The sequence below is a fragment of the Dactylosporangium sp. NPDC051484 genome, from assembly GCF_040689395.1.
GTDB lineage: Bacteria > Actinomycetota > Actinomycetes > Mycobacteriales > Micromonosporaceae > Dactylosporangium.
In genome coordinates, this window is record NZ_JBFAZX010000028.1 from 51,789 (window position 1) to 73,411 (window position 21,623).

The window sequence follows — 21,623 nt, forward strand, 5'->3', positions numbered from 1 at the left end:
GCAGCGTTTTGCACCTTTTCGCGGGTACGATCGGTATCACGTTCTTGCGGGTTGGGGGTGGTATGCCGCAACTCGACACCGGCGTGCTCACGCACCCTGAGCGGCTCCGCGCCCTGCGCCGCGCGCGTCTGCTGCTGACCTCGTCACCGGCCCCGGTCGACGGCCTGGTCCGGCTCGCCGCGCGCTCGGTGGCCGCCCCCGTCGGCCTGCTCACCCTCGTCGACGACGAGCGCATCCACGTCGTCGGCCGGCACGGCCTGCCGCCGGACCTCGACCGGGTGGGCGCCGAGCCGGCGACGAGCTCGTTCTGCCAGTCCGTGGCCAGCGAGGACAGCCCGCTGGTCGTCCGCGACGCCCGTAAGGACCCGATGCTGCGCGACCTCGGTGTGGTGCCCGGCCGGAACATCATGGCGTACCTCGGCCAGCCCGTCCACGACGTCAGCGGCCATGCGCTCGGTGCGGTCTGTGTCACCGACTCGGTGCCGCGGCACTGGACCGACGACGACATCGCCGCGATCGCCGAGTGCGCGGGCCTGCTAGAGGTCCTGCTCGCCGCCGAGACGTCCCGCGAGGACATCGCGCTGGCCGCGGCCGAGACCGACGCTGTGCTGGAGACCGCGCTGGAGGCGTCCGTCTCGATCGAGCTGAGCGGCGAGATCACCCGCTGGAACCGGGCCGCCGAGCGCACCTTCGGCTGGTCCGCCGAGGAGGCGATCGGCCAGCACGTGCACGAGCTGATCATCCCCGAGCGGTTCCACGCCGCGCACCGCGCCGGGCTGGCCCGGCTGGCCCACGGCTGCCCGCCGCGCCTGATCGACCAGCGGCTGCGGCTGTACGCCGTGCACCGCTGCGGCACCGAGTTCCCCATCGAGCTGACGCTCAACGTCGTCGACAGCCCGCGGGGCCGGCACGCCCACGCCTTCATCTACGACATCAGCGAGCGGGTCATCGCCGAGCGGCAGCTCGCCCACGAGCGGCACTTCCTCAGTGTCCTGCTCGACAACCTCGACGCGGGCGTGGTCGCCTGCGACGAGCGCGGCCGGCTGATCCTGTTCAACCAGGCCATGCGCGAGATCACCGGCCACGACGCGAACTTCTCGACCGCCGAGGCGTGGACCGGGGAGCGCGGCGCGACCGGCGGCGGCACGATCCTCGGCGAGGAGATGCCGCTGACGCGGGCGTTCCACGGTGAGCACATCCGCGACGATGAGTTCGTCATCCACCCGCCGGACCGCCCGCGCCGCTCGTTCACGGTCAACGCCCAGCCGATCCGCGACTGCGACGGCACCCGGCTGGGCGCGGTCGCGGCCCTGCACGAGGTCACCGAGCGGCACCGGGCGCGACGGCTGCTGGAGTGCGAGCTCACCGTGTCGCGCATCCTGGAGAACGCGGCCACGATCGAGGAGGCCGGCCCGGAACTGCTCGAGACCGTGGCCCGCACGCTGCACTGGCCGCACGCCGAGATGTGGCTGGTCGACCAGGTCGGCAACGCGCCGCGCAACGCGGCGATGTGGACCGAGCCGGGCTACGAGATCCCGCCGTCCGACCTGCTCGCCCCGGGCAAGGGTCTCTCGGGCCTCTCGGGCCTGGCCTCGGAGGCCTCGCAGACCGGGCAGCCCACCTGGGTGCCGGACATCCGCGCGGTCGGCAGCCGGCTCCACGTGCCGTCGCTGGCCGAGCACGGGCTGCGGGCCGGGCTGGTGGTGCCGATCCGCGACGGCACCGGGGTCACGGGCACGCTGAGCTTCTTCGGCGACGCCGCCGAGCGGCCGGAGCAGTCCCTCATGGCGCTGCTCTCCGGCATCGCCTCGCACGTCGGGCAGTTTCTGCGGCGCCGCCGGGCCGAGGACCTCGCCAAGCGGCTGGCCCGCGCGAAAGCCGAGTTCATCGCGTTGGTCGGCCACGAGCTGCGCACGCCGCTGACGTCCATCTCGTCGTACGCCGAGCTGCTGCTGCGCGACCACGACGACGAGACCACCCGCACCCGGTCGCTGGCCGACATCGCCCGCGACGCGGAGAACCTGCGCGCGATCATCGACGACCTGCTCGACCTGGCCGGCCTGGAGAGCGGCTACGTGACGATGCGCGAGCGCCCGCTCGACTTCGCCGCCGTGGTGCGCGAGGTCGCCGACGCCAACGCGCAGGCGGCCTGGGAGAGGGATCTCGACATCTGCGTCCGGCTGCCCGGCGGCGCCGCGCCCGTGTCCGGCGACCTGCCCCGGCTGCGCAAGGTCGTCGACCAACTGGTCACCAACGCGGTCACGTTCACCCCGGCGAGCGGCCGGGTGGAGATCCGCCTCGACAGCGACGCGGCCGGCGTGACGCTGCGGGTGGGCGACCAAGGCGGGCCCGACGCCGGCCTCGGCCTGGCGATCAGCCGCACGGTCGTGGAGCGGCACGGCGGCACGATCACCGTCACCGACCACGGCGACAAGCCCGGCACGACGATTGTGGTGCGCCTCCCCGCGTACCGCCCCTGACTTGTGTCCTTGGAACCGTCGGGCAAGCTGGATGCATGCGCGTTCGATGGATGACATTGCTCCTGGTGAGCGGGCTGGGACTCAGCGCGTGCTCCGGCTCCGGCACGGCATGGAAGAGCCCCGGCGGCGACGGCTCGAAGGCACCCTCCTCCGCCGTGCACATCACGTCGCCGGCGGACGGGGCGAAGGACGTCCCGACCGCGCTTGACCTCGTCTTCTCGGCCCCGTCCTCGGCGACGGTGACGCTGAAGGACGACTCCGGCGCGGCGATCAGCGGTTCGCCCGCGCCTGCGTCCTCCGTCACCGCCTCGTCCTCCGCCTCGTCCGCCGCTTCGGCTGCCGCTTCGTCGTCCCCAGCGGCGGACAGCGTTCGGTGGATTCCCGATAAACAGCTCAAATGGGGCACCGACTACACCGCCACCGTCACCGCGGGCGGCGCCACCAGCAGCGTGAAGTTCACCACCATGACCAAGCCCACGAGCACGACACGGGTGATCAGCCAGGTCGGCGACAAACAGGTCGTCGGCGTGGGCATGCCGATGATCCTGCAGTTCGGGATGGACATCCCGAAGGACAAGCGGGCCGAGGTACAGCGGCGGCTCTTCATGTCCTCCGACCCGCCGCAGGAGGGCGTCTGGAACTGGTTCAGCTCCAAGGAGATCCACTACCGCCCGAAGGAGTACTGGCAGGCGGGCACGAAGCTGACCCTGCGCGCGGCGCTCGGGGGCGTCTCGTTCGGCGGGCAGCCCGGCAAGGAGACGTACGGCGAGAGGGACCTCACCGTCGACGCCACCGTCGGCAAGCGGCTCATCATGGAGGTCGACAACGCCACCAAGCAGATGACCGTGACCGAGGACGGCGTGCTGCTCAAGACCATGCCCGTGAGCCTGGGCAAGCCGAGCAGCCCGTCCGACAGCGGCAACTTCATCGTGATGGTCAAGAACGAGTGGGAGTGGTTCGACTCCTCCACCTACGGCGTGCCGGTGGACTCTCCCGGCGGCTACCGCACGAAGGTCCAGTTCCCACAGCGCATCACGTGGAGCGGGCAGTACATCCACGCCGCCCCGTGGTCCGTCCCCGACCAGGGCAAGCGCAACGTCTCGCACGGCTGCGTGAACGTCTCGCTGGAGCTGGCCCAGTGGCTCTACGGCGTCACGCACATCGGCGACCCGGTCATCGTGAAGGGGACCGAGGAGCGCGTGAAGTACGGCGACGGCTGGACCGACTGGGAGCTGCCATGGGAGCAGTACGTCAAGGGCAGCGCTCTCTAGAGCCCAGTTTTGGCTGGCCGAGGGGGACCTGGTAGCCTGATTTATCGCGCACGGTGACGCGTCGTTGTTCCATGCGCCAAGAAACCCAACCGAGCTATCAAGACGAGGCTGTCGCGTGGCGAACATCAAATCCCAGATCAAGCGCAACCGGCAGAACGAGAAGCGCCGCCTGCGCAACAAGTCGGTCAAGTCGTCGCTGAAGACGGCCATCCGCAAGTTCCACGAGGCGAGCGCCGCCGGCGACAACGAGACGGCCACCGCGCTGCTTCGTGACGCGTCCCGCAAGCTGGACAAGGCCGCCAGCAAGGGCGTCATCCACAAGAACCAGGCCGCCAACCGCAAGTCGGCGATCACCAAAAAGCTGAGCGCGCTGACCTCTGCCTGACGGCTCCGCCGCCAGCGCTGCCACACTGCGAAAAGCGCCGCCCACCCAGGTGGAGCGGCGCTTTCGCTGTGCTCACGACCCGGCCGCCGACCTTGCGGCCTCGCCGCCGTCGCTGCGGGCTTTCGTCGTGCCCGCCGCCGTCGCGGCCGGTTCAAATTCGCGAGTTGGCCCGCTTCGGTTCCCTCCCGGGGCACAGGCAAAAGTGACCTTGGAAGATCCCGGCGAGGGTGCTTCCAAGGTCACAGCACCGGCACTCGCATGCCGGATGAAGTTCTGACTACTCCCGTCAGGCGAATCGGCCCTGGTTCAGGCCGCCCGTACGCTGGCGGGCCAGGTCCTCGTCCGAGCGCCGCTGCCGCTCCGCGTGCCGCCCGGTCGCGAAGTGGCTCGACGTGACGTTGTCGGTGTCGTCCGAGCGGCGCCGACCCCGGGGCTGCTGGTGCCACGCGTGCCGGCCGTCGGACTCACGGCTCTGCGGGCGCCCCTCCCCGTCCCCGGTGTGCCCGTCGTCGAACCAGCGGTGCTCGCTGCCAGCGGTGTCCTCGTACCAGCCGTGATCCCTCACCGCTCCGTCGAAGCGCCCGTAGCCGCCCGCGGCGTCGTCGTAACGTCCGTAACCGTCGGCGTGCTCCTCCGCCGTGCGGTACGCCTCATCGTGTGCCGCCTGCTCGTGGCTCGCCTGGCCGAACACCGGCCGTGTGCCGGCGTGCTCGCCCGTGTGACGGGGCGCGACGCTCTCCCAGCCGTACGGGTCCCACGAGGGCGGCGTGCCGTACGGCGAACGGGCGCTCCCCCACGCCGCCTGGTCCGCCCACCCGGTCTCGTCGGCCCAGTTCGCCTGTGCGGTGGCGCCCGCCGCCTCGGTGCTCCACGCGGCCGAGTCGCCCCAGCCGCCGGTCTCGCCTCGCCAGTCCGCCTGGGCGTCGGGCGCGGCCGGGCGGGCCGGTTCGGCGCCGTGCCCGGCCCACGGGTCCTGGGCGGGCTGGCCGCTCCAGCCCGACGGGTGCAGGGGGCGCGACCGCTGGAACCCGTGCGCGTCGATGTCCGTCCACTCGTCCCCGGCCGCGCCGACCGGCTCCTCGGCCGCCGGGGCGGGGACGGCCGGGGGCGCGTCCGAGGCCGCCGGGATGGAGACCTTGACGATGCCGACCTTCTTGCGCTGCGACGGCGGCTCGACGCGAGCGATCTCTGCGCGGTCCAGCGCGGTCGCGGTACGCCGGGAAACCGATGGTGCCTCGCCGGTTCGGGCATCCGGATCCAGCCTGATGGCCGACGCTCGATCGGATGAATCACGCTCGGCAGCCCGGACCTGGACACGGGCCTGAACGTGCGCCGGGCGCCAGTCGCCGACCACCGTGTCGTTGACCTTCACCATGATCGCCACGACGGCCGGCAGGACCGCCACCCCCCACCAGTTGACCAGCTCGGCGAGGGCCAGCAGCACCCCGACGGCGATCATGCACTCGAACAGCAGGAAACTCACGAACCCGTCCACGTGCAGGTGCCGAAGCCGCAGCACACGGACGTACAGCGGTGCCTGGTGCGCAATCCCGTTGCTCGTCGTCATCGTCCTATTCCTCCACCGCGCGCAGCGACCACTGCGAACACCGCCCGTTCGAGCGCGTAACCGCGGTCATCAGCTCCACCCTTCACGGCGGCATTGCACTGCGCAGCCGCCCGCATGGCATCAACGAGCGCCTCGGCCGTCCAGCCACGGGCTTGGCGCTGCGCGCGTTCGACCTTCCACGGAGGCATTCCCAAACTCCCGGCGAGCTGGTATGCGCTGCCCTTCCCGGCGGCGGCGACTCGGGCGACGGTACGGACCCCATCGGCGATGGCGTCGGCGATCGGCACCGGGTCGACGCCGACGTGCAGGGCCCACCGCAGCGCCTCCAGCGCACCGGCCACGTCGCCGACCATCACCGCGTCGGCGACCGTGAAGCCGGAGACCTCGGCGCGACCCTTGTAGTACTGCGCGATGGTCTTCGCGTCGATCCGACCCGCGGTATCGGCCATGAGCTGCGAGCAGGCGGCGACGATCTCCCGCAGGTCGTTGCCGACGGCCGCGAGCAGCGCCTCGGCCGCGTCCTCGCCGATCTTGCCGCCCTGCCGCCGGATCTCGTTGCGCACGAAGTCGACGCGCTCGCGGTGCTTGGTGATCTTCACGGCCGGCACGACATCGGCGCCGGCGGACTTGAGGCCGTCGGCGAGTGCCTTGCCCTTGGCCCCGCCGGCGTGCGTGACCACGAGCACGACGTCGTCCTCAGGGTTGCCCGCATACGCGACCAGCGCCGCCGACACGTCCTTCTTCCCGTCCTGCCCGTTGTGCACGACGAGCACCCGCCGCCCGCCGAACAGCGAAGGGCTCAGCATCTCGGCCAGCTCCCCCGCGACGAGCTCGCCGCCGGGTCGCTGGCGCACCTCAGTGTCCGGGTCTTCGGCCCGGGCGGCGGCAATGGTCTCGGCGACGGCGCGGGCGACGAGCAGCTCCTCGTCGCCGATCACCAGGCGAAGGCGGGGAAGGTTGGACACGCCAGCCATCGTGTCACGCCTTGCGGACCGCGACCGCCAGGCGACCATCGCCGTCGCGCAGCACGGCCAGGTCACCCTGCAGGTCGGTGCGCAGCACCCGCGCCCCGCCCCGCTCGAGCCGAGCCAGCAGCACCGGGCTGGGATGCCCGTAGTCGTTGCCGACCCCCACGCTGACCAGCGCGATCCGGGGGACCACGGCCTCCAGGAACCCCTCGTCTTGGAAAGCCGACCCGTGATGGGCGACCTTCAACACATCCGCCCGCAACAGCCCCGGATCGTCCGCGGCGCGCAGGCTGAGCTGCTCCTCGGTCTCCGCGTCGCCGGTGAGCAGCAGCCGGAACCCATCCGTCGCCACGGCCAGCACCAGCGAGTTGTTGTTCGGATCCGATCGCGTGCCCGTCATGGGTCGGACGGGGCCGAGGACCGCGATGCGGACCGGGCCGACGTCCAGCACCGCACCGGCCGGCCCGGCCACCCTGGGCAGGCCGCGCCCGAGCACGGCGGCCCGGCCGGCCGCGGGCTCGGCGAAGTCCGGGGCGAGCAGGGCGTCCACCCGCCGCCCGCGCAGCACCCCGTCGAGGCCGCCGATGTGGTCGGCGTGGAAGTGGCTGAGCACGAGCAGCGGTACCCGCCGAACGCCGAGTCTGCGCAGGCACCCGTCCACCGCGTCCGGGTCCGGTCCGGCGTCGACGACCACGGCCGCGCCTGGCCCCGCCGCCACGGCGAGCGCGTCGCCCTGCCCGACGTCGCAGGCCACGACCAGCCACCCCGACGGCGGCCAGCCCGCGGCGAGCAGGCGCACCGGCGCGGCGCCGAGCGCGGCCGCTACGGCCGTGACGAGCGCCCAGCGGCGTATGACCGGCCGCCCGGCCGCGAACAGCATCGCGGCGACCAGCACGCCCAGCAGCAGCCCGCCCCCGGCCCCGCCGGGCCACGGCAGCAGCCCGGCCGGCACGTCCGCGCCACGATGGGCGACGAAGACCAGCCAGCGGGCCGGCCACGACGCGAGCCAGGCCGCGAAGGCCGCGGCGGACGGGGCGAGCGGCGACAGTACCGCCGCGAAAATGCCCAGGATCGTGGCCGGCGCGACCACGGGCTCCGCGAGCAGGTTGGCCGGGACGGTGGTCAGGCTGACGCTCGCCGAGATCGCCGCGATGACCGGCGCGCACGCGGCCTGCGCCGCGGCCGGGACGGCGAGCGCCTCGGCGGCCACCCGCGGCCAGCCCCGCGCCCGCAGCGCCTCGGTCCACCGCGGCGCGATCAGCACCAGCCCGCCGGTGGCCAGCACCGACAGCGCGAACCCGGCGTCCACCGCCAGTTCCGGATCGACCACGACGAGCGCGAGCACCCCGGCCGCGAGCGACGGCACCGCGGCCCGCGGCCGCCCGAGCGCCAGCGCCACGAGTGCCAGCCCGCCCATCGCCGCCGCGCGCAGCACGCTGGGCGACGGCCGCACCAGCACCACGAACCCGGCCAGCGCCAGCACGCACACCACGGCGGCGACCCGCGGCCCGGCCCGGCACCACCGAACGACCGCGAGCATCAACCCCACGACAATCGCCAGGTTGGCCCCCGACACGGCGGTCAGGTGCGTCAGCCCGGTCGTCTTGAAGTCGTCCGCCAGCGCCGGATCGAGCCGGCTGGTGTCGCCGACCACGAGCCCCGGCAGCAGCCCGCCCGGCTCCGCCGGCAGGCCGAGGCAGGCCCGCTGCAGCCCGGTCCGCAGCGTCCCCGCAGCCCGCTGTACGAATGGTGCGCCCCCGGCGAGCGCGGGCGCCCCGGCGACCGAGACGAGCGCGGCGCGCAGGTCACCACCGTCCGCCGGCGCCAGCCGCCCGTCGGCCTCGGCCGCCTGCCCCGGTAGCAGCCCGAGCCAACCACGGTCGCCGGCGAGCACGAGCACCCGCGCGGAGACCGCGATCCGCGCGCCGTCGGCGGTCGACACCCAATCCAGCTCGGCCGGCACGACGACGGTGGCGTCCCGCCCGACGCGCGCCCGCCCGAGCCGCGGGTCGTCGGTGATCCGCAGCCCTACCCGCACCGTGGCGTGCCGCGCGGCGAGCCCGCGCAGTGGCTCCGCGTCACGCTCCCCGACCCGCGCCGCGGTGGCTGCCGCGCCGCACGCGAGCCCGGCCGCGACCGCCGCGACAATCCATCTGGTACCGCGAATGCCCCGCCCGACCGCCCAGCCCCACCGCGGCTCGGAGATCGGCCCGGAACGCAGCCCGGCATGGGTGCCACGCCCGTCCACCGGTCCCCGTCGCGGCCCGGTATGGGTGCCACGCCCGTCCGCCGGGACCCGTCGCGGCCCGGGGGTCGGCCCGGAACGCAGCCCGGTATGGGTGCCACGCCCGTCCGCCGGGACCCGTCGCGGCCCGGCGGTCGGCCCGGAACGCAGCCCGGCATGGGTGCCACGCCCGTCCGCCGGGACCCGTCGCGGCCCGGGGACGGGTCCCGGCCGCCGCCCGGCGCGGGTCGTCGCCGCGGGCCAGGCCACGGCCACGAGCAGGGCCACCCCCGCGATCGCCCAGCCGGCCCCGGCCGGGACGAACAGCGCCGCGATCGCCGCGAACCAGCAGCCCAGCGCCGCCCCGGCGAGCCGCATGTCCGCGCTCACACCGTCACGCGGTCCTTGAGCTGCTGGAACTTCGCGTTTCCGATCCCCTCGACCTGCCGCAGGTCGGTCACCGCCCGAAACCCGCCGTGCCGGTCGCGGAACTCGACGATCCGCTGCGCGAGCACCTCCCCGATGCCCGGCAGCGTCTGCAGCTCGGCCACGGTCGCGGTGTTGAGGTTGACCGGCCCCGTGCGGCCCGCCCCGCCCGCGCCGCCGGTGTTCACGCCACCCACCGCCCCCGGCGGCGGCGTCACCCCGATCGCGATCATCTCCCCGTCGACGAGCTTGCGGGCGAGGTTGACCCCGGTGAGATCGACGCCCGGCACCACCCCGCCGGCCGCCTCGATCGCGTCCGCCACCCGCGATCCCGCGGGCAGCCGCACCAGCCCCGGACGATGCACCCGCCCGGCGACCGAGACGACGAGCATCGCGGGCGCGCTGGACGTTGCGGCGACCGGCGGCGCCGAGCTGACCTGCGGCACCGGGGTGACCCGGGGCCGCGACCACCACACGAGCCCGGCCGAGATGCACACCACCAGCCCGGCCACCACCAGCAGGACCCGCACCCCGCGCCGGCCGGGATCGAACGCCGCGAACGCCGACCGGCGCCTCGGCTCCAAGACCTCCTCGAACGCCGGCCGCCGCCCCGGCTCGAACGCCTCCTCGAACCCGGCCCGCCCGCCCTGTCCGCCAGCCTCGAGTTCGTCGCCCCGCCGTTGCTCTTTCGCCGGTCTTCGCCGTCCGCGGAACGTCCGGTCCCACGGATAGGCCGTCTCCGCGTCCTCCGGCCATTCCCACGATCCGGCCGCCGCACTCGGCGACGTCTCCCGCGAGCCGGCCGCCGCACCCTCCGGCGTCGCATCCGATATTTCCGAAACATCGGGTTCGTCGGGTGGCAGGGCCGTCACGCGAGCCAGGCGGGTCGAGGCCGTCGAGCCGTCGTCGTAGTCGTCTGAGCGCCACATGACCCGGCAGGTTAGGCCGGACGCGGGGTGTCGCGCTCGGCCCGGACGCCGAATCTGTGGATAACCGGCCGCTTGTGGATAACCCCCGAAACGACGGTTGATCTGTTATGCGACCCGGTGGACCACCACGGCGACCATGCCCGGCCCGACGTGGGCGCCGACCACCGCACCGACCTCCGTCAGATACGCCCCGCGCAGCCGCTCGCCCAGCCGCTCCTTGAGCGTTGTCAGCAGCGCGTCGGCGCGATCCGGGGCGGCAAGGTGGTGCACCGCGATGTCCGCGTCCGCGTCGCCGGCGGCCTCGACGGCGATGTCGACGAGGCGGGCGAGCGCGCGACTCGCGGTGCGGACCTTTTCCCGCACCACCACGCCCTCCTCGGTGGTGTGCAGGATCGGCTTCACCGACAGCGCAGTCCCCAGCAGCGCCGAGGCCGCGCCGATCCGGCCGCCCCGGCGGAGGAACTCGAGCGTGTCGACATAGAAGAGGGTGGTGGTACGCGCCACCGCGTCCACCGCCGCCTGCCGGACCTCCGCGAGCGTCCCGCCGGCCGCGGCGGCATCGGCGGCGGCCAGCGCCGGGAAGCCGAGCCCCATCCCGGTCGACCGCGTGTCGATGACCTCGACCTTGCCGTCGAACTCGGCGGCGGCGAGCATGGCGGCGTCGTACGTCCCCGAGAGCCGCGCCGACAGGTGAACCGACAGCACCGCGTCCGCGCCGGAGTCGAGCAGTTCGCGGTACACCTGAGCAAACGCCTCGGGGGACGGCCTGGACGTAGTCACGGCGACCCGCCGGGCGTTCAGCGCCTCGGCGACCGCGGCGGAGTCGATGTCGACGGTCTCCAGGCCGGGAACGCCGTTGACGACCACGGCCAGCGGCACGACGGTGAGTTGCCCGCCGGTGGCGGGCAGCGGTGGCAGATATGCGGTCGAGTCGGTGACCACGGAGACGGCGGAATGTTGGCCGGTCATGACCGCACCGTAGCCGATTCCGGCCCATCCCGGCCCCCCAGAGCCGTGCCGTCTCAGCGCCGCCTCACCCTCAGTGCTCGATCCTGGTCACCTGGAACGGCGTGCCCTGCTGGCAGGTGGTCATCATGTCGGGCTGCGGCGTACCGTACACGGTCACCTGCGCCCCGCTCTTCAGCGCCGCCCGGTCGCCGCCGACGAGCAGATACGTCTTGGAGTCGGTGGCGAGCAGCACGCAGCCGGGCTCGACGCCGTCCTTGATCGTGCCGCGGAGGGCCATGGCCGACCCGGACGGCATTGGATCACCGGGCCGGATCGACGCCCCGGCGGAGGGCGGCGCCGAGGACGGCGGGACGACGGACGGAGCGATGACGGACGGAGGCGGGGCGGTGACCGGCTTCGACGAACCGGACGAACCGGACGAGCCGCACCCGGCCAGCCCACCCAGCCCGATCCCGGCGAGTACGAACAACGCGACGAACCGAACTCTCATGATCCTCTGACGCTAGCGCCCCGCCCCGGGTTCCGCTGCCCCAGCCCAAGATCCGGCCGGCACCCCGTCACCCACCGTGCGCAGAGGACACGCTCGCCATGATCACGGAGCGCTCGTGTACTCCCTGGTACACGAGCGCTCCGTGATCATGGCGAGCCCGACATCCGAGCGGCAAGCGCGGGCCGGCGGCAAGCGCGGGCCGGCGGCAACCGCGCGGGCCGGCGGCAAGCGCGGGCCGGCGGCAACCGCGCGGGCCGCAAGCCCGGCGGGCGGCGATCAGGGCACGTTGTGGGCCTGCAGCGTCCAGCCGCGCACCGGGTCGTGGCGCAGGTGGGTGGCGTGGCAGTTGTGCAGCGCCCCCAGCGTCGATACCAGGTCCATCGGCCAGCCGAGCAGTGCGACCGTCGCGTATCGGGCCGCCGCGCCGTGCGTCGCGGCCACGATCACCGCGTCGGGGGCGGCCACGTCGACCGCCTCCTGCAGCGCCGCGACCATCCGCTTCGCCACCGCGTCGATCTCCTCGACGCCGGCGTCGCCGACCTCCTCGCCCCGGCGCCAGCGGGCGAACGACTCCGGCCAGCGCTGCGTCACCTCGGGGTGGGTGTGGCCCTCCCATTGGCCGAAGGTCCGCTCGCGCAGCCGTGAATCATGCGTCACCGGCAGCCCCGACACCTCGGCCAGCGCCGCCGCCGTGGTGGCCGCCCGCGTGAGGTCACTTGCGACGAGCGCCGTCGGACCGAGGGCGGCCAGGCGCGGCGCGCTTTCTCGGGCCTGCTCGACCCCGACCGCGGACAGGGGCGTGTCGGTCTGCCCCTGAATCCGCCCTGCCGCGTTCCACTCCGTCTGCCCGTGCCGCCAGAGGATGAGCAGCGTCACGCCGCCACCCCCGGCAGGACACACGAATACGCGGCCGGACATGGCATCACGCCACGCGGACGCACAACCAAACGCAGCGTCATGCGGACGCGGGCAGGTCGCGGTCGACGAACTCGATCTGCGGACAGTCCTTCCACAGCCGGTCGAGGGCGTAGAACTCCCGCTCCTCGGTGTGCTGCACGTGCACGACGATGTCGGCGTAGTCCAGCAGCACCCACCGCCCGCCGCGCTCGCCCTCACGGCGCACCGGCTTGGCCTTCTCTGGCAGCTGGACGAGGCGCTCCTCGATCGCGTCCACGATCGAGAGCACCTGGCGCTCGTTCGGCGCGGAGGCGAGCAGGAACGCGTCGGTGATGACCAGCTGGTCGGCCACGTCGAGGATGACGATGTCTTCGGCCTTCTTGTCGGCGGCCGCCTGTGCAGCGGTGAGCGCCAGCTCGCGGGCACGCTCAGTGGCGGGCACCGGACTCCTTTCGTTGGACCTTCCCGGCCAGGTTCACCGGGCTGGTTCCAGCCTCTCACGCGGGTACGACATTTCGCTCCTCAGTTGTTGCCGACTTTTCGGTACAAACCACGCTTTGCGATGTACTGCACCACGCCATCCGGTACCAGATACCAGACCGGCTTGCCCTCCTCGACCCTCCGCCGGCAGTCCGTGGACGAGATCGCCATCGCCGGGACCCGCACCAGGCTCGCCTTGTCGGGCGGAAGGTGCTCCGCGTTGAGCTCGAAGCCCGGCCGCGTCACGCCCACGAAGTGCGCCAGCTCGAAGAGGTCGGCGGCGTCCTTCCACGAAAGGATCTTGCCGAGCGCGTCCGCCCCGGTGATGAAGAACAACTCGGCGCCGGCGCCGTAGAAGGTCCGCAGGTCTCGCAGCGTGTCCACGGTGTACGTCGGCCCGCCGCGGTCGATGTCCACCCGGCTGACCGTGAACCGCGGGTTGGAGGCGGTGGCGATGACGGTCATCAGGTATCGGTCCTCGGCCGGGCTGACCGCGACCTCGCTCTTCTGCCAGGGCTGCCCGGTCGGGACGAAGACCACCTCGTCGAGACCGAACAGGTCGGCCACCTCGCTGGCCGCCACGAGGTGGCCGTGGTGAATCGGGTCGAACGTCCCGCCCATGATGCCCACGCGCATCACCGCATCGTAGTGATCAGGGAGACCTCCGGCGTACACCCCCGTCCACCGGCGCCGCGGCGGCGATCACCGTGCGTCACTCGACCGGGCGTGCCGTGCGCCGTCTTCGCCGGGCGGTAGCGGTAGCGTGACGCCCATGACGCCGTCCCACCCCAAAGGCGAGTTCGACCGGTCGCGTGCCGTCTGGCACTCGGCCCCCGGCGACAGTCACAGCAGCCGCGTCGAAGTGGCGTTCGTCGACGATCTGATCGGACTGCGCAACGGCGCCGACCCGGACAGCCCCGTCCTGGTGTTCACCGAGGCCGAGTGGGTAGCGTTCGTGGCGGGCGCCAAGGACGGCGAGTTCGACATCTGACGCCCGCCCGAACTCCTGCCGCTTCAGCAGAGCAGCGCCCGCAGCGGTGCCATGCGTTCCAGCCGCGGCCGCAGCTCGCGCACCCGCAGGGTCAGCGTCACCGCCTCCATGGTCGCCTCGTCGTCGAGCGGCGCGTAGCCCCGCCGCGCCGCCAGCCGCTGCGCGACCTCGGTCCAGTCGTACACGGGCCGCCGCGGGTGCGGATGGACGGGCTCGGGAAGATCCCAGGACCGCACCACCCCCGCGGGCCGCTCCAGCCGCTCGCCGATCGTCTCCAGCGTGACGATCGGATCGTCGGCGACCGCCGCCGCGACGGCGAGCCCGGCCCCGTCGAGATCGCGCACCCCCGACACGACCGCGTCGATCAGCGTCGGCGCCACCCGGTCGAAGGCGACCCAGGCGACCCGTCCGCCGGGATCCGCCGGCGCGAGGCCGCCCGGCAGCCCGTCGAACGCGCGCGGCGCCCGGCCCTCGGCCGGTGACGACCCGGCGGCCCCGGGCGGGGCGTAGGACGGCGGCAGCACCTCCACGCACGCGTCGTCGGCCCGGTCGAACAGCGCGTCCGCCGCGGACTCGGCCGGCTCGCCCACGATCAGTAGCCGGAACTGCCGCAGTCGCATCACAGCCCCCGCCCGCACGCCCGGTGCCGGTGCGTGAACGCGTCGATCCGCCGCGCCACGCGCTCGGCCGGCAGCCCGCGCGGCACGTCCGCCGGCACGCCGAGCCAGCCCCGGCACACCGGGCACTCCAGCCGCAGCCAGGCCCGTTCCTCGTCGATGTTCCGATGCACAGGTTCCTCCCCCCGTCGATCCCTTCCCGGGAACCAGCCAACACCAGAAAACGCCGCTTGGGAGGGGCCAGCGGGGACCCGTCGCCGACACCGTTGGCAACGAAGAAAGACCGGTGTATAAGCGAAAAAGACCTCACCAGCGGACGGCGCGCTCCCGCAGGTAGCCCAGCGAGGCCGGCGACGGCGACGGCACCACACCGAAGCGGGCCGGCCGGTAGTCGATCTCCTCGATCAGCAGATCGGCCTCGGCAAGCAGTGCCCACGGCACCTGGAAGACCCGCTCGCCCGGCACGGACACGCCCACCAGATCCACGGCGGGCAGCAGCGTCGGCGTGCCGACCGCCCAGGTGGCCGTCGTGAGCGCCGACCCGTCCGGCCGGGCGGCCAGGGCGGCCTCGGCCAGCCGCTGGTCGCCCAGCGTCCGCCGCTGGTGCTCGGCGACGTCCACCGCGAGCCGGCTGGCGGCCCGGGCCGCGGCCGGGTAGGCGGGATGCCCGCGATCCGGCCGGAACGGCACGACCCGCCCCTCGTCGTCGGTGGTGTACGCCATCGGCGACAGGGGCCGCGGGGTGCGCTCGTACTCGTCGGACGCGAGCTCGTACAGCTGCTCGACCAGGCGCGGCTCGTCGGCGCACACGAGCAGCATCAGCGTGCTGGGCAGGAAGGCGACCGCCCGCCCGCCGACCTGCTCGTCGAGCTCGGCCAGCCAGCCGTCGAGCAGGACCCACGAGACCAGCTGCTCGCCGCCGTAGTCGGGCACGTGCAGTACCGAAGGCCCGAAGAATCCCGCCGAGGCGGGCAGCTCCGCGCGGGCCAGCGTGCGGTGATGGGCCGCGGCGAAGATCTCCTCCGCGCTCACCCCCCACCGCGCCGGGCTGTCGATGTCCAGCGGCACCTCGCCGGCGAGGACAACCTCGTCGAGGTGCGGCAGCGCCGGCCGGCGCAGCGTGCGGGTGCCCCGGGCGGCGTGGCGCAGGGCGAGACGCAGGTCGGGCAGCGCCTCGGCGAACGTCGCCGGCTGTGCGGGCGGGGTGAGGCTGTGCGCCACGAACTCCCGCACGAACTGTTTGCGGTCGCTGGGACTTCGGTGGCCGCGCTGGTACTGCGTGAAGGCCTTCGACAGGAAGAGCGTGCTGTACGCGTCCTGGCCGCATTCGCACACGATGGCGAACTGGTTCGGGCGGAATTCGGCGTCGGTGAATCCGAGTCTGCGCAGCTCGGCCAGGACCTGGTCGGCGAAGCGCTCCCGTGGTGAACGGGTCGGTCGGGTCAGCCGCTCGAGGATGCCCACCGACCAGACACTAGCCTCAGGTGAGCTCGGACGCGATGGGCTCGGGACCAATCACAAGTTTTTCGTAGCACAGGCCGAGCGGGCTGTGTACAAACGGCCCATGCGAAGAAATCGGTCGATAACCGGCAGATCCGCACAATCGGATGGAGCCGGGCCGTCGAGCGCCGGCGTGACCAGATGGCGGGCGGCCGGGTCCACCGCGTACACATGGCTTTCCCGGCCACCATCCGACCTGCTGGTCGACGAGCGCGACGGTTAAAAGTCCTCGTCGTCGTCGCTCGTGGATGAGACTTCCAGCTCCTCGTAGGGCCTGCGGCGGGCGGCACGCATGGCCTTGCGCTCGGCCGCGCCGACGCGCTTGGCCGAATCCTCCAGGCGATAGTCGGTGCCCCGGTTGCCGGGGACGAACTCCTCCTCGACGAAGAGGTTCGGCTGCCAATCGAATTCACGAACGCCAATGCGAACCGGATCGCCGGGCTGCGCGCCGGCCTTCTTCAGCGCCGCCTCGACGCCGAGCCGGGCGAGCCGGTCGGCGAGGTAACCGACGGCCTCGTCGTTGTCGAAGTTCGTCTGGCGCACCCAGCGCTCCGGCGCGCCGCCGCGCACCACGTACACGCCCTCGGCGTCGCGCTGGATGGTGAACCCGCTGTCGTCGACCGCGGTCGGGCGCAGCACGATCCGGGTGCGCTCCGGCGTCGGCGCGGCCAGCCGGTGCTGCTTGACCAGCTCGAACAGGGCGAAGATGAACTCGCGCAGGCCCTCGTGGCTGACGGCGCTGACCTGATGCACCGCGTAGCCGCGCGCCTCCAGCTCGGGGCGCACGATGTCGGCGAGGTCACGGCCGTCGGGCACGTCGATCTTGTTGAGCACGACGAGCCGCGGCCGGTCCTCCAGCCCGCCATAGGCGACGAGCTCCGCCTCGATGGCGTCGATGTCGGAGAGCGGGTCGCGCTCGGTCTCCAGCGCGGCCGTGTCGACGACGTGGACGAGCACCGCGGTGCGCTCGATGTGCCGGAGGAACTCCAGGCCCAGGCCCTTGCCGGTGGCGGCGCCCGAGATGAGCCCGGGCACGTCGGCGACGGTGAACGTGTCGTCGCCGGCCTGCACCACGCCCAGGTTGGGCACCAGGGTCGTGAACGGGTAGTCGGCGATCTTCGGCCGGGCCGCCGAGATGGCCGCGATCAGCGACGACTTGCCGGCCGACGGGAAGCCGACCAGGCCCACGTCGGCGACGCTCTTGAGCTCGAGCACCACGTCGAGGTTCTCGCCGGGCTCGCCGAGTTCGGCGAAGCCGGGCGCCTTGCGGCGCGTGCTGGCCAGGGACGCGTTGCCACGCCCGCCGCGGCCGCCGCGGGCCAGCTCGAACTGGGTTCCGACGCCGACCAGGTCGGCGAGGATCTCGCCGTCGGGGGTCTGCACGACGGTGCCGTCGGGCACCCGCAGCGCGAGCGTCTCGCCGTTGGCGCCGTCGCGGTGGTTTCCGGCCCCGCCGTTGCCGTTGCGGGCCTTCTGGTGCGGGTGGAAGTGGAAGTCCAGCAGCGTATGCACGCCGGGGTCGACGATCAGCGTGACGCTGCCGCCGTGGCCGCCGTCGCCGCCGTCCGGCCCGCCGAACGGCTTGAACTTCTCCCGATGGATCGACACACAACCGTGACCGCCGTCGCCGGCCCTCACGTGCAGCACGGCCCGGTCAACGAACGAGGTCACCGCGAACTCCCCATCAAGCAACTACACAGCGGAAACAGCAACGGCGGGCCGGAGGCTCGCATGCCCCCTGCCCGCCGCGCTTACGAACGAACTCAGCCCTCGGCCAGCGTGATGCTGACCGTCTTGCGGCCGCGCTTGGTGCCGAAGGTCACGTGACCGGCGGCGAGCGCGAACAGCGTGTCGTCGCCACCGCGGCCGACGAGGTCGCCCGGGTGGAACTTGGTGCCGCGCTGGCGAATGATGATCTCGCCGGCGTTGACCAGCTGGCCGCCGAACCGCTTCACGCCGAGCCGCTGGGCGGCGGAGTCGCGCCCGTTCCGCGAGCTGGACGCACCCTTTTTGTGTGCCATCGCGCTTAGCCCTACTTCCCGGTGGAGATGCCGGTGACCTTCACCTGGGTCAGCGGCTGACGGTGACCCTGGCGCTTGTGGTAGCCGGTCTTGTTCTTGAACTTGTGGATCCGGATCTTCGGACCCTTGGTGTGCGCGACGACCTCAGCGGTCACTGCAGCGCTGGCAAGCGCGGCCACATCGGTGATGAGATCCTCGCCGTCGACAAGCAGGACAGCGGAGAGCGTCAGCGCATCGCCCGGCTCGCCCGCGAGCTTCTCGACCTCGATCACATCGCCCTCGGCGACCTTGTACTGCTTGCCGCCGGTCTTGACGATCGCGTACATGGGACGCGGACTCCTGTCGTAGCTACTGGCGGGCTGGTTCGGGCTGCCGCCTCCGCCGGAATCCCGGCAGAGGCACGCGAAAGACCCTGCGCACGAAAGTGCGCTTTAGAGAGCGTACGCCATGGCCGGCGTACTCCCCAAATCAGGGGCGGGTCCGGCGGCGGATGCCACCCCGGCGAGTCCGGCGCCGGGCGCCGTTGCCCGCGGACTCGTCCTCGTCGTCCTCGACGTTGTCAGGGTCGTCCTCGGAGGCGATGGGCGTGTACTCCGCCTCCTCCTGGACGTCCTCGACCACGTGCGGGGCCTCGAAGGCCCCACCGGCGCTCTCCTCCTCCGCCGGGGCCTCCTCGACCACCGCGGTGGCGCCGCGGCGGCCGCGCCGCCGGCTGCGCGGAGCGGGCACGTCGGCCTCCTCGACGCCGGTGGTGACGCCGGCCCCCCTCGACGAGTCCCCAGCGGTGGCCGAGGCGACCTTCGCCACCGCCTGGCCGTGTCCGCCGGCGCCGCCACCACGCTTCTCCGGGATCGGCTCGGTGTGGATGATCAGGCCGCGGCCCTTGCAGACCTCGCAGGTCTCGCTGAACGCCTCGAGCAGGCCCTGACCGACCCGCTTGCGGGTCATCTGCACCAGGCCGAGCGACGTGATCTCGGTGACCTGGTGCTTGGTCCGGTCCCGGCCCAGGCACTCGGTCAGCCGGCGCAGCACCAGCTCGCGGTTGGACTCGAGCACCATGTCGATGAAGTCGATCACAATGATGCCGCCGAGGTCGCGCAGGCGCAGCTGGTGGACGATCTCCTCGGCCGCCTCAAGGTTGTTGCGGGTGACCGTCTCTTCAAGGTTGCCGCCGGCGCCGGTGTACTTGCCGGTGTTGACGTCGATCACGGTCATCGCCTCGGTGCGGTCGATGACCAGGCTGCCGCCCGAGGGCAGGAACACCCGCCGGTCGAGCGCCTTGATCAACTGCTCGTCGATGCGCAGGTCGCCGAAGACGTCGCCGGTGCCGGTGTAGCGGCGCACCCGGTCGACGAGGTCCGGTGAGACATGCGACAGGTAGGGCTCGACCGAGTCGTAGGCGTCGTTGCCTTGGATGACCAGCTCGCGGAAGTCCTCGTTGAACAGGTCCCGGACGACCCGGACGACCAGCTCGGGCTCCTCGTAGAGCAGCGCCGGGGCGCTGCTGCCGGAGGACTTGTCCTGGATGGCCTCCCACTGCGCCTGCAGACGCTTGACGTCGCGCGCCAGGTCGTCCTCGGAGGCGCCCTCGGCCGCGGTACGCACGATCACGCCGGCGCCGTCGGGGACCAGGTTCTTGAGCACGTCGCGCAGGCGCTTGCGCTCGACGTCGGACAGCTTGCGGCTGATGCCGGAGGCGTTGCCGTGCGGCACGTAGACCAGGTGCCGCCCGGACAGCGCGATGTGGCTGGTCAGGCGGGCGCCCTTGGTGCCGATCGGGTCCTTGGTGACCTGCACGAGCACGGAGTCGCCGGACTTCAGCGCCTGCTCGATGGTGCGCGTGCGCCCCTCCAGGCCGGTGGCGTCCCAGTTGACCTCACCGGCGTAGAGCACCGCGTTGCGGCCCCGGCCGATGTCGACGAACGCCGCCTCCATGCTGGGCAGCACGTTCTGCACCCGGCCGAGGTAGACGTTGCCGACCATCGAGCTCGACGTCGCCCGGGTGACGTAGTGCTCCACGAGCACCTTGTCCTCGAGCACGGCGATCTGGGTGCGGTCGTTCTTCTGCCGGATGACCATCGTGCGGTCGACGGCCTCGCGGCGGGCCAGGAACTCCGACTCGCTCAGGATCGGCGGGCGCGTGCGGCGCTGCTCGCGGCCGTCCCGGCGGCGCTGGCGCTTGGCCTCCAGCCGGGTCGAGCCGGAGACGCCCTGCACCTCGTCGCGGTCGCGGGTGACGGTGCGCGGCTCACGGATCTTCACGACCACGTGCGGGTCGTCGCCGGCCTCGGCGTCGGCCGAGCCCTTCCGGCGGCGGCGGCGCCGGCGGCGGGTCAGCCCCTCGCCGTCGTCTTCGCCTTCCTCGTCGGCGGACGCCTCCGCCTCCTCGTCCGCGGCCTCCGCCTCGGCTTCGGTGTCGGCCTCCGCCTCGGCCTCGTCCAGCTCCTCGCCGGCGGGGCCCCGGCCACGGCCACGGCCACGGCGGCCACGGCGGCGACGACGGCGGGCGCCGGCCTCGAAGCCCTCGTCGTCGTCCTCGTCCTCGTCGGCCTCCGCCTCGTCGGCCTCCGCCTCGTCGGTCTCGGCCTCGTCGACCTCGGCCGGGGCCTCGACGGCCACGTCGAGCGGTGCCTCCGTGAAGACCTCCTCGGCGGCGGTCCGGCTACGGCGCCGGCGACGGGCGCGGCCGACCGGCTCCTCCTCGGCGGGCTCCTCCTCCTCGGCCAAGTCCGCGCGCTCGGCCCGGGCGGGTGCGGCCTGCTCGCTCGGCGACATGAACAGCAGCTGGACGGGGGCAGCGCGGCGGCCCCGGCGGGCCGGCGGCTCCTCGACGACCAGCGGCTCGAGCTCCTCCGGCGTTTCGGCGACCTCCTCGGGCTCCTCCGTGGGGAGCTCCTCGGCGACCGGCTCCTGTGCCGCCGGCTCGACGACGAGCGGCTCCTGCACGACCGGTTCCTCGACGGGCGGCTCTTCGGCGGGCGGCGCCTCGACGACCTTCGCGCGGGTGCGGCGGGCCCGGGTGGCCTTGACCGGGGCGGGTGGCGCCTCGATCGGCAGCTCCTGCTGCCCGGACTCGCCCGATTCGGCTGGTTCGACCGGTTCGGCGCTCGCCGTCGCCTTCCGCCTCCGGCGAGTGGTGGCGGGGGCGGTCTCAGGCGCGGCGCTGACCTCTGCCGCGGCCTCGGTCTGGGCCTCGGCCGGGGGCTCCTCGGCGGCAGCCTTCGTTGCCCGGCGGCGCGTGCGCCGGACGGGGGCGGTGCTCTCTGCCTCGCTGGCTGCGGCAGCAGCCACCGGCTCCGCGCCGGTGGTGTCGCCGCTCGCCGACTCGTTGTCGAACATGCGGACGTTCTCCAGTTCTGGCGCTCCCGGGCGCGTAGCAACGCAGCCACACGGGGGCACCGCATATAT

General features: G+C 73.0%; 20 protein-coding genes. 4 read left to right on the plus strand and 16 right to left on the minus strand.

From position 1 onward, the window contains the following. Positions 1-62 precede the first annotated feature (62 nt). From AB0367_RS31420 to rpsT, 3 genes are all read left to right on the plus strand, one after another. A complete protein-coding gene (locus AB0367_RS31420) occupies positions 63-2,480 on the plus strand; it encodes a PAS domain S-box protein (protein WP_366230094.1) in 2,418 nt (805 codons plus the stop codon). Positions 2,481-2,530: 50 nt separating this feature from the next. Further along, positions 2,531-3,751: an Ig-like domain-containing protein gene (locus AB0367_RS31425; protein WP_366230095.1), complete on the plus strand. Its 1,221-nt coding sequence runs from the start codon at positions 2,531-2,533 to the stop codon at positions 3,749-3,751. Positions 3,752-3,866: 115 nt separating this feature from the next. Then, entirely contained in the window at positions 3,867-4,136 is a 270-nt protein-coding gene (gene rpsT, locus AB0367_RS31430) for a 30S ribosomal protein S20 (RefSeq protein ID WP_366230096.1), read from the plus strand. 286 nt (positions 4,137-4,422) lie between these two features. Here rpsT and AB0367_RS31435 read toward each other — a convergent pair whose 3' ends face one another. From AB0367_RS31435 to nadD, 9 genes are all read right to left on the minus strand, one after another. Continuing rightward, positions 4,423-5,703 carry a hypothetical protein gene (locus tag AB0367_RS31435; protein ID WP_366230097.1) on the minus strand — a complete coding sequence of 427 codons (1,281 nt, stop codon included), beginning with the start codon at positions 5,701-5,703 and terminating at the stop codon, positions 4,423-4,425. Next, positions 5,700-6,677 carry a DNA polymerase III subunit delta gene (holA, locus tag AB0367_RS31440; RefSeq protein WP_366230098.1) on the minus strand — a complete coding sequence of 326 codons (978 nt, stop codon included), beginning with the start codon at positions 6,675-6,677 and terminating at the stop codon, positions 5,700-5,702. Before holA ends, AB0367_RS31435 begins: the two co-directional genes overlap by 4 nt. A gap of 4 nt (positions 6,678-6,681) precedes the next feature. Then, positions 6,682-9,285: a ComEC/Rec2 family competence protein gene (locus AB0367_RS31445; RefSeq protein WP_366230099.1), complete on the minus strand. Its 2,604-nt coding sequence runs from the start codon at positions 9,283-9,285 to the stop codon at positions 6,682-6,684. Beyond that, positions 9,282-10,250, minus strand: a complete 969-nt coding sequence (locus AB0367_RS31450) for a ComEA family DNA-binding protein (protein WP_366230100.1) — start codon at positions 10,248-10,250, stop codon at positions 9,282-9,284. The genes AB0367_RS31445 and AB0367_RS31450 overlap by 4 nt, the downstream gene beginning before the upstream one ends. A gap of 105 nt (positions 10,251-10,355) precedes the next feature. Then, the gene (locus tag AB0367_RS31455; RefSeq protein ID WP_366230101.1) at positions 10,356-11,219 is read right to left on the minus strand and encodes a DegV family protein; all 864 of its coding nucleotides are present in this window, start codon (positions 11,217-11,219) and stop codon (positions 10,356-10,358) included. Between the two features lie 70 nt (positions 11,220-11,289). Then, positions 11,290-11,709, minus strand: a complete 420-nt coding sequence (locus AB0367_RS31460; protein WP_366230102.1) for a hypothetical protein — start codon at positions 11,707-11,709, stop codon at positions 11,290-11,292. A 276-nt stretch (positions 11,710-11,985) separates the two neighbouring features. Next, positions 11,986-12,585, minus strand: a complete 600-nt coding sequence (locus AB0367_RS31465; RefSeq protein ID WP_366230103.1) for a histidine phosphatase family protein — start codon at positions 12,583-12,585, stop codon at positions 11,986-11,988. A 79-nt stretch (positions 12,586-12,664) separates the two neighbouring features. Then, complete coding sequence (gene rsfS / locus AB0367_RS31470) at positions 12,665-13,048, minus strand: ribosome silencing factor (protein WP_366230104.1); 384 nt, start codon at positions 13,046-13,048, stop codon at positions 12,665-12,667. Between the two features lie 80 nt (positions 13,049-13,128). After that, entirely contained in the window at positions 13,129-13,722 is a 594-nt protein-coding gene (gene nadD, locus AB0367_RS31475; protein WP_366230105.1) for a nicotinate-nucleotide adenylyltransferase, read from the minus strand. A 136-nt stretch (positions 13,723-13,858) separates the two neighbouring features. Between nadD and AB0367_RS31480 the strand changes: the two genes are divergently transcribed. Continuing rightward, positions 13,859-14,077, plus strand: a complete 219-nt coding sequence (locus AB0367_RS31480; RefSeq protein ID WP_366230106.1) for a DUF397 domain-containing protein — start codon at positions 13,859-13,861, stop codon at positions 14,075-14,077. A gap of 23 nt (positions 14,078-14,100) precedes the next feature. Here the strand turns inward: AB0367_RS31480 and AB0367_RS31485 are convergent, their stop codons facing one another. The 7 genes from AB0367_RS31485 to AB0367_RS31515 all read right to left on the minus strand — a co-directional run bounded on the left by AB0367_RS31485 (position 14,101) and on the right by AB0367_RS31515 (position 21,554). After that, positions 14,101-14,697, minus strand: coding sequence for a hypothetical protein (locus tag AB0367_RS31485; RefSeq protein ID WP_366230107.1), 597 nt, complete (start codon positions 14,695-14,697; stop codon positions 14,101-14,103). Continuing rightward, the gene (locus tag AB0367_RS31490; protein WP_366230108.1) at positions 14,697-14,867 is read right to left on the minus strand and encodes a hypothetical protein; all 171 of its coding nucleotides are present in this window, start codon (positions 14,865-14,867) and stop codon (positions 14,697-14,699) included. The genes AB0367_RS31485 and AB0367_RS31490 overlap by 1 nt, the downstream gene beginning before the upstream one ends. A 133-nt stretch (positions 14,868-15,000) precedes the next feature. Then, positions 15,001-16,158 (minus strand): hypothetical protein, encoded by a 1,158-nt coding sequence (locus AB0367_RS31495; RefSeq protein WP_366230109.1) that lies wholly within the window; start codon positions 16,156-16,158, stop codon positions 15,001-15,003. A gap of 255 nt (positions 16,159-16,413) precedes the next feature. After that, complete coding sequence (obgE, locus tag AB0367_RS31500) at positions 16,414-17,865, minus strand: GTPase ObgE (protein WP_366230110.1); 1,452 nt, start codon at positions 17,863-17,865, stop codon at positions 16,414-16,416. Positions 17,866-17,957: 92 nt separating this feature from the next. Next, the gene (gene rpmA, locus AB0367_RS31505; RefSeq protein WP_366230111.1) at positions 17,958-18,215 is read right to left on the minus strand and encodes a 50S ribosomal protein L27; all 258 of its coding nucleotides are present in this window, start codon (positions 18,213-18,215) and stop codon (positions 17,958-17,960) included. Positions 18,216-18,226: 11 nt separating this feature from the next. Next, positions 18,227-18,541: a 50S ribosomal protein L21 gene (gene rplU / locus AB0367_RS31510; protein ID WP_350556814.1), complete on the minus strand. Its 315-nt coding sequence runs from the start codon at positions 18,539-18,541 to the stop codon at positions 18,227-18,229. A 142-nt stretch (positions 18,542-18,683) separates the two neighbouring features. Beyond that, complete coding sequence (locus AB0367_RS31515) at positions 18,684-21,554, minus strand: Rne/Rng family ribonuclease (protein ID WP_366230112.1); 2,871 nt, start codon at positions 21,552-21,554, stop codon at positions 18,684-18,686. Positions 21,555-21,623 lie beyond the last annotated feature (69 nt).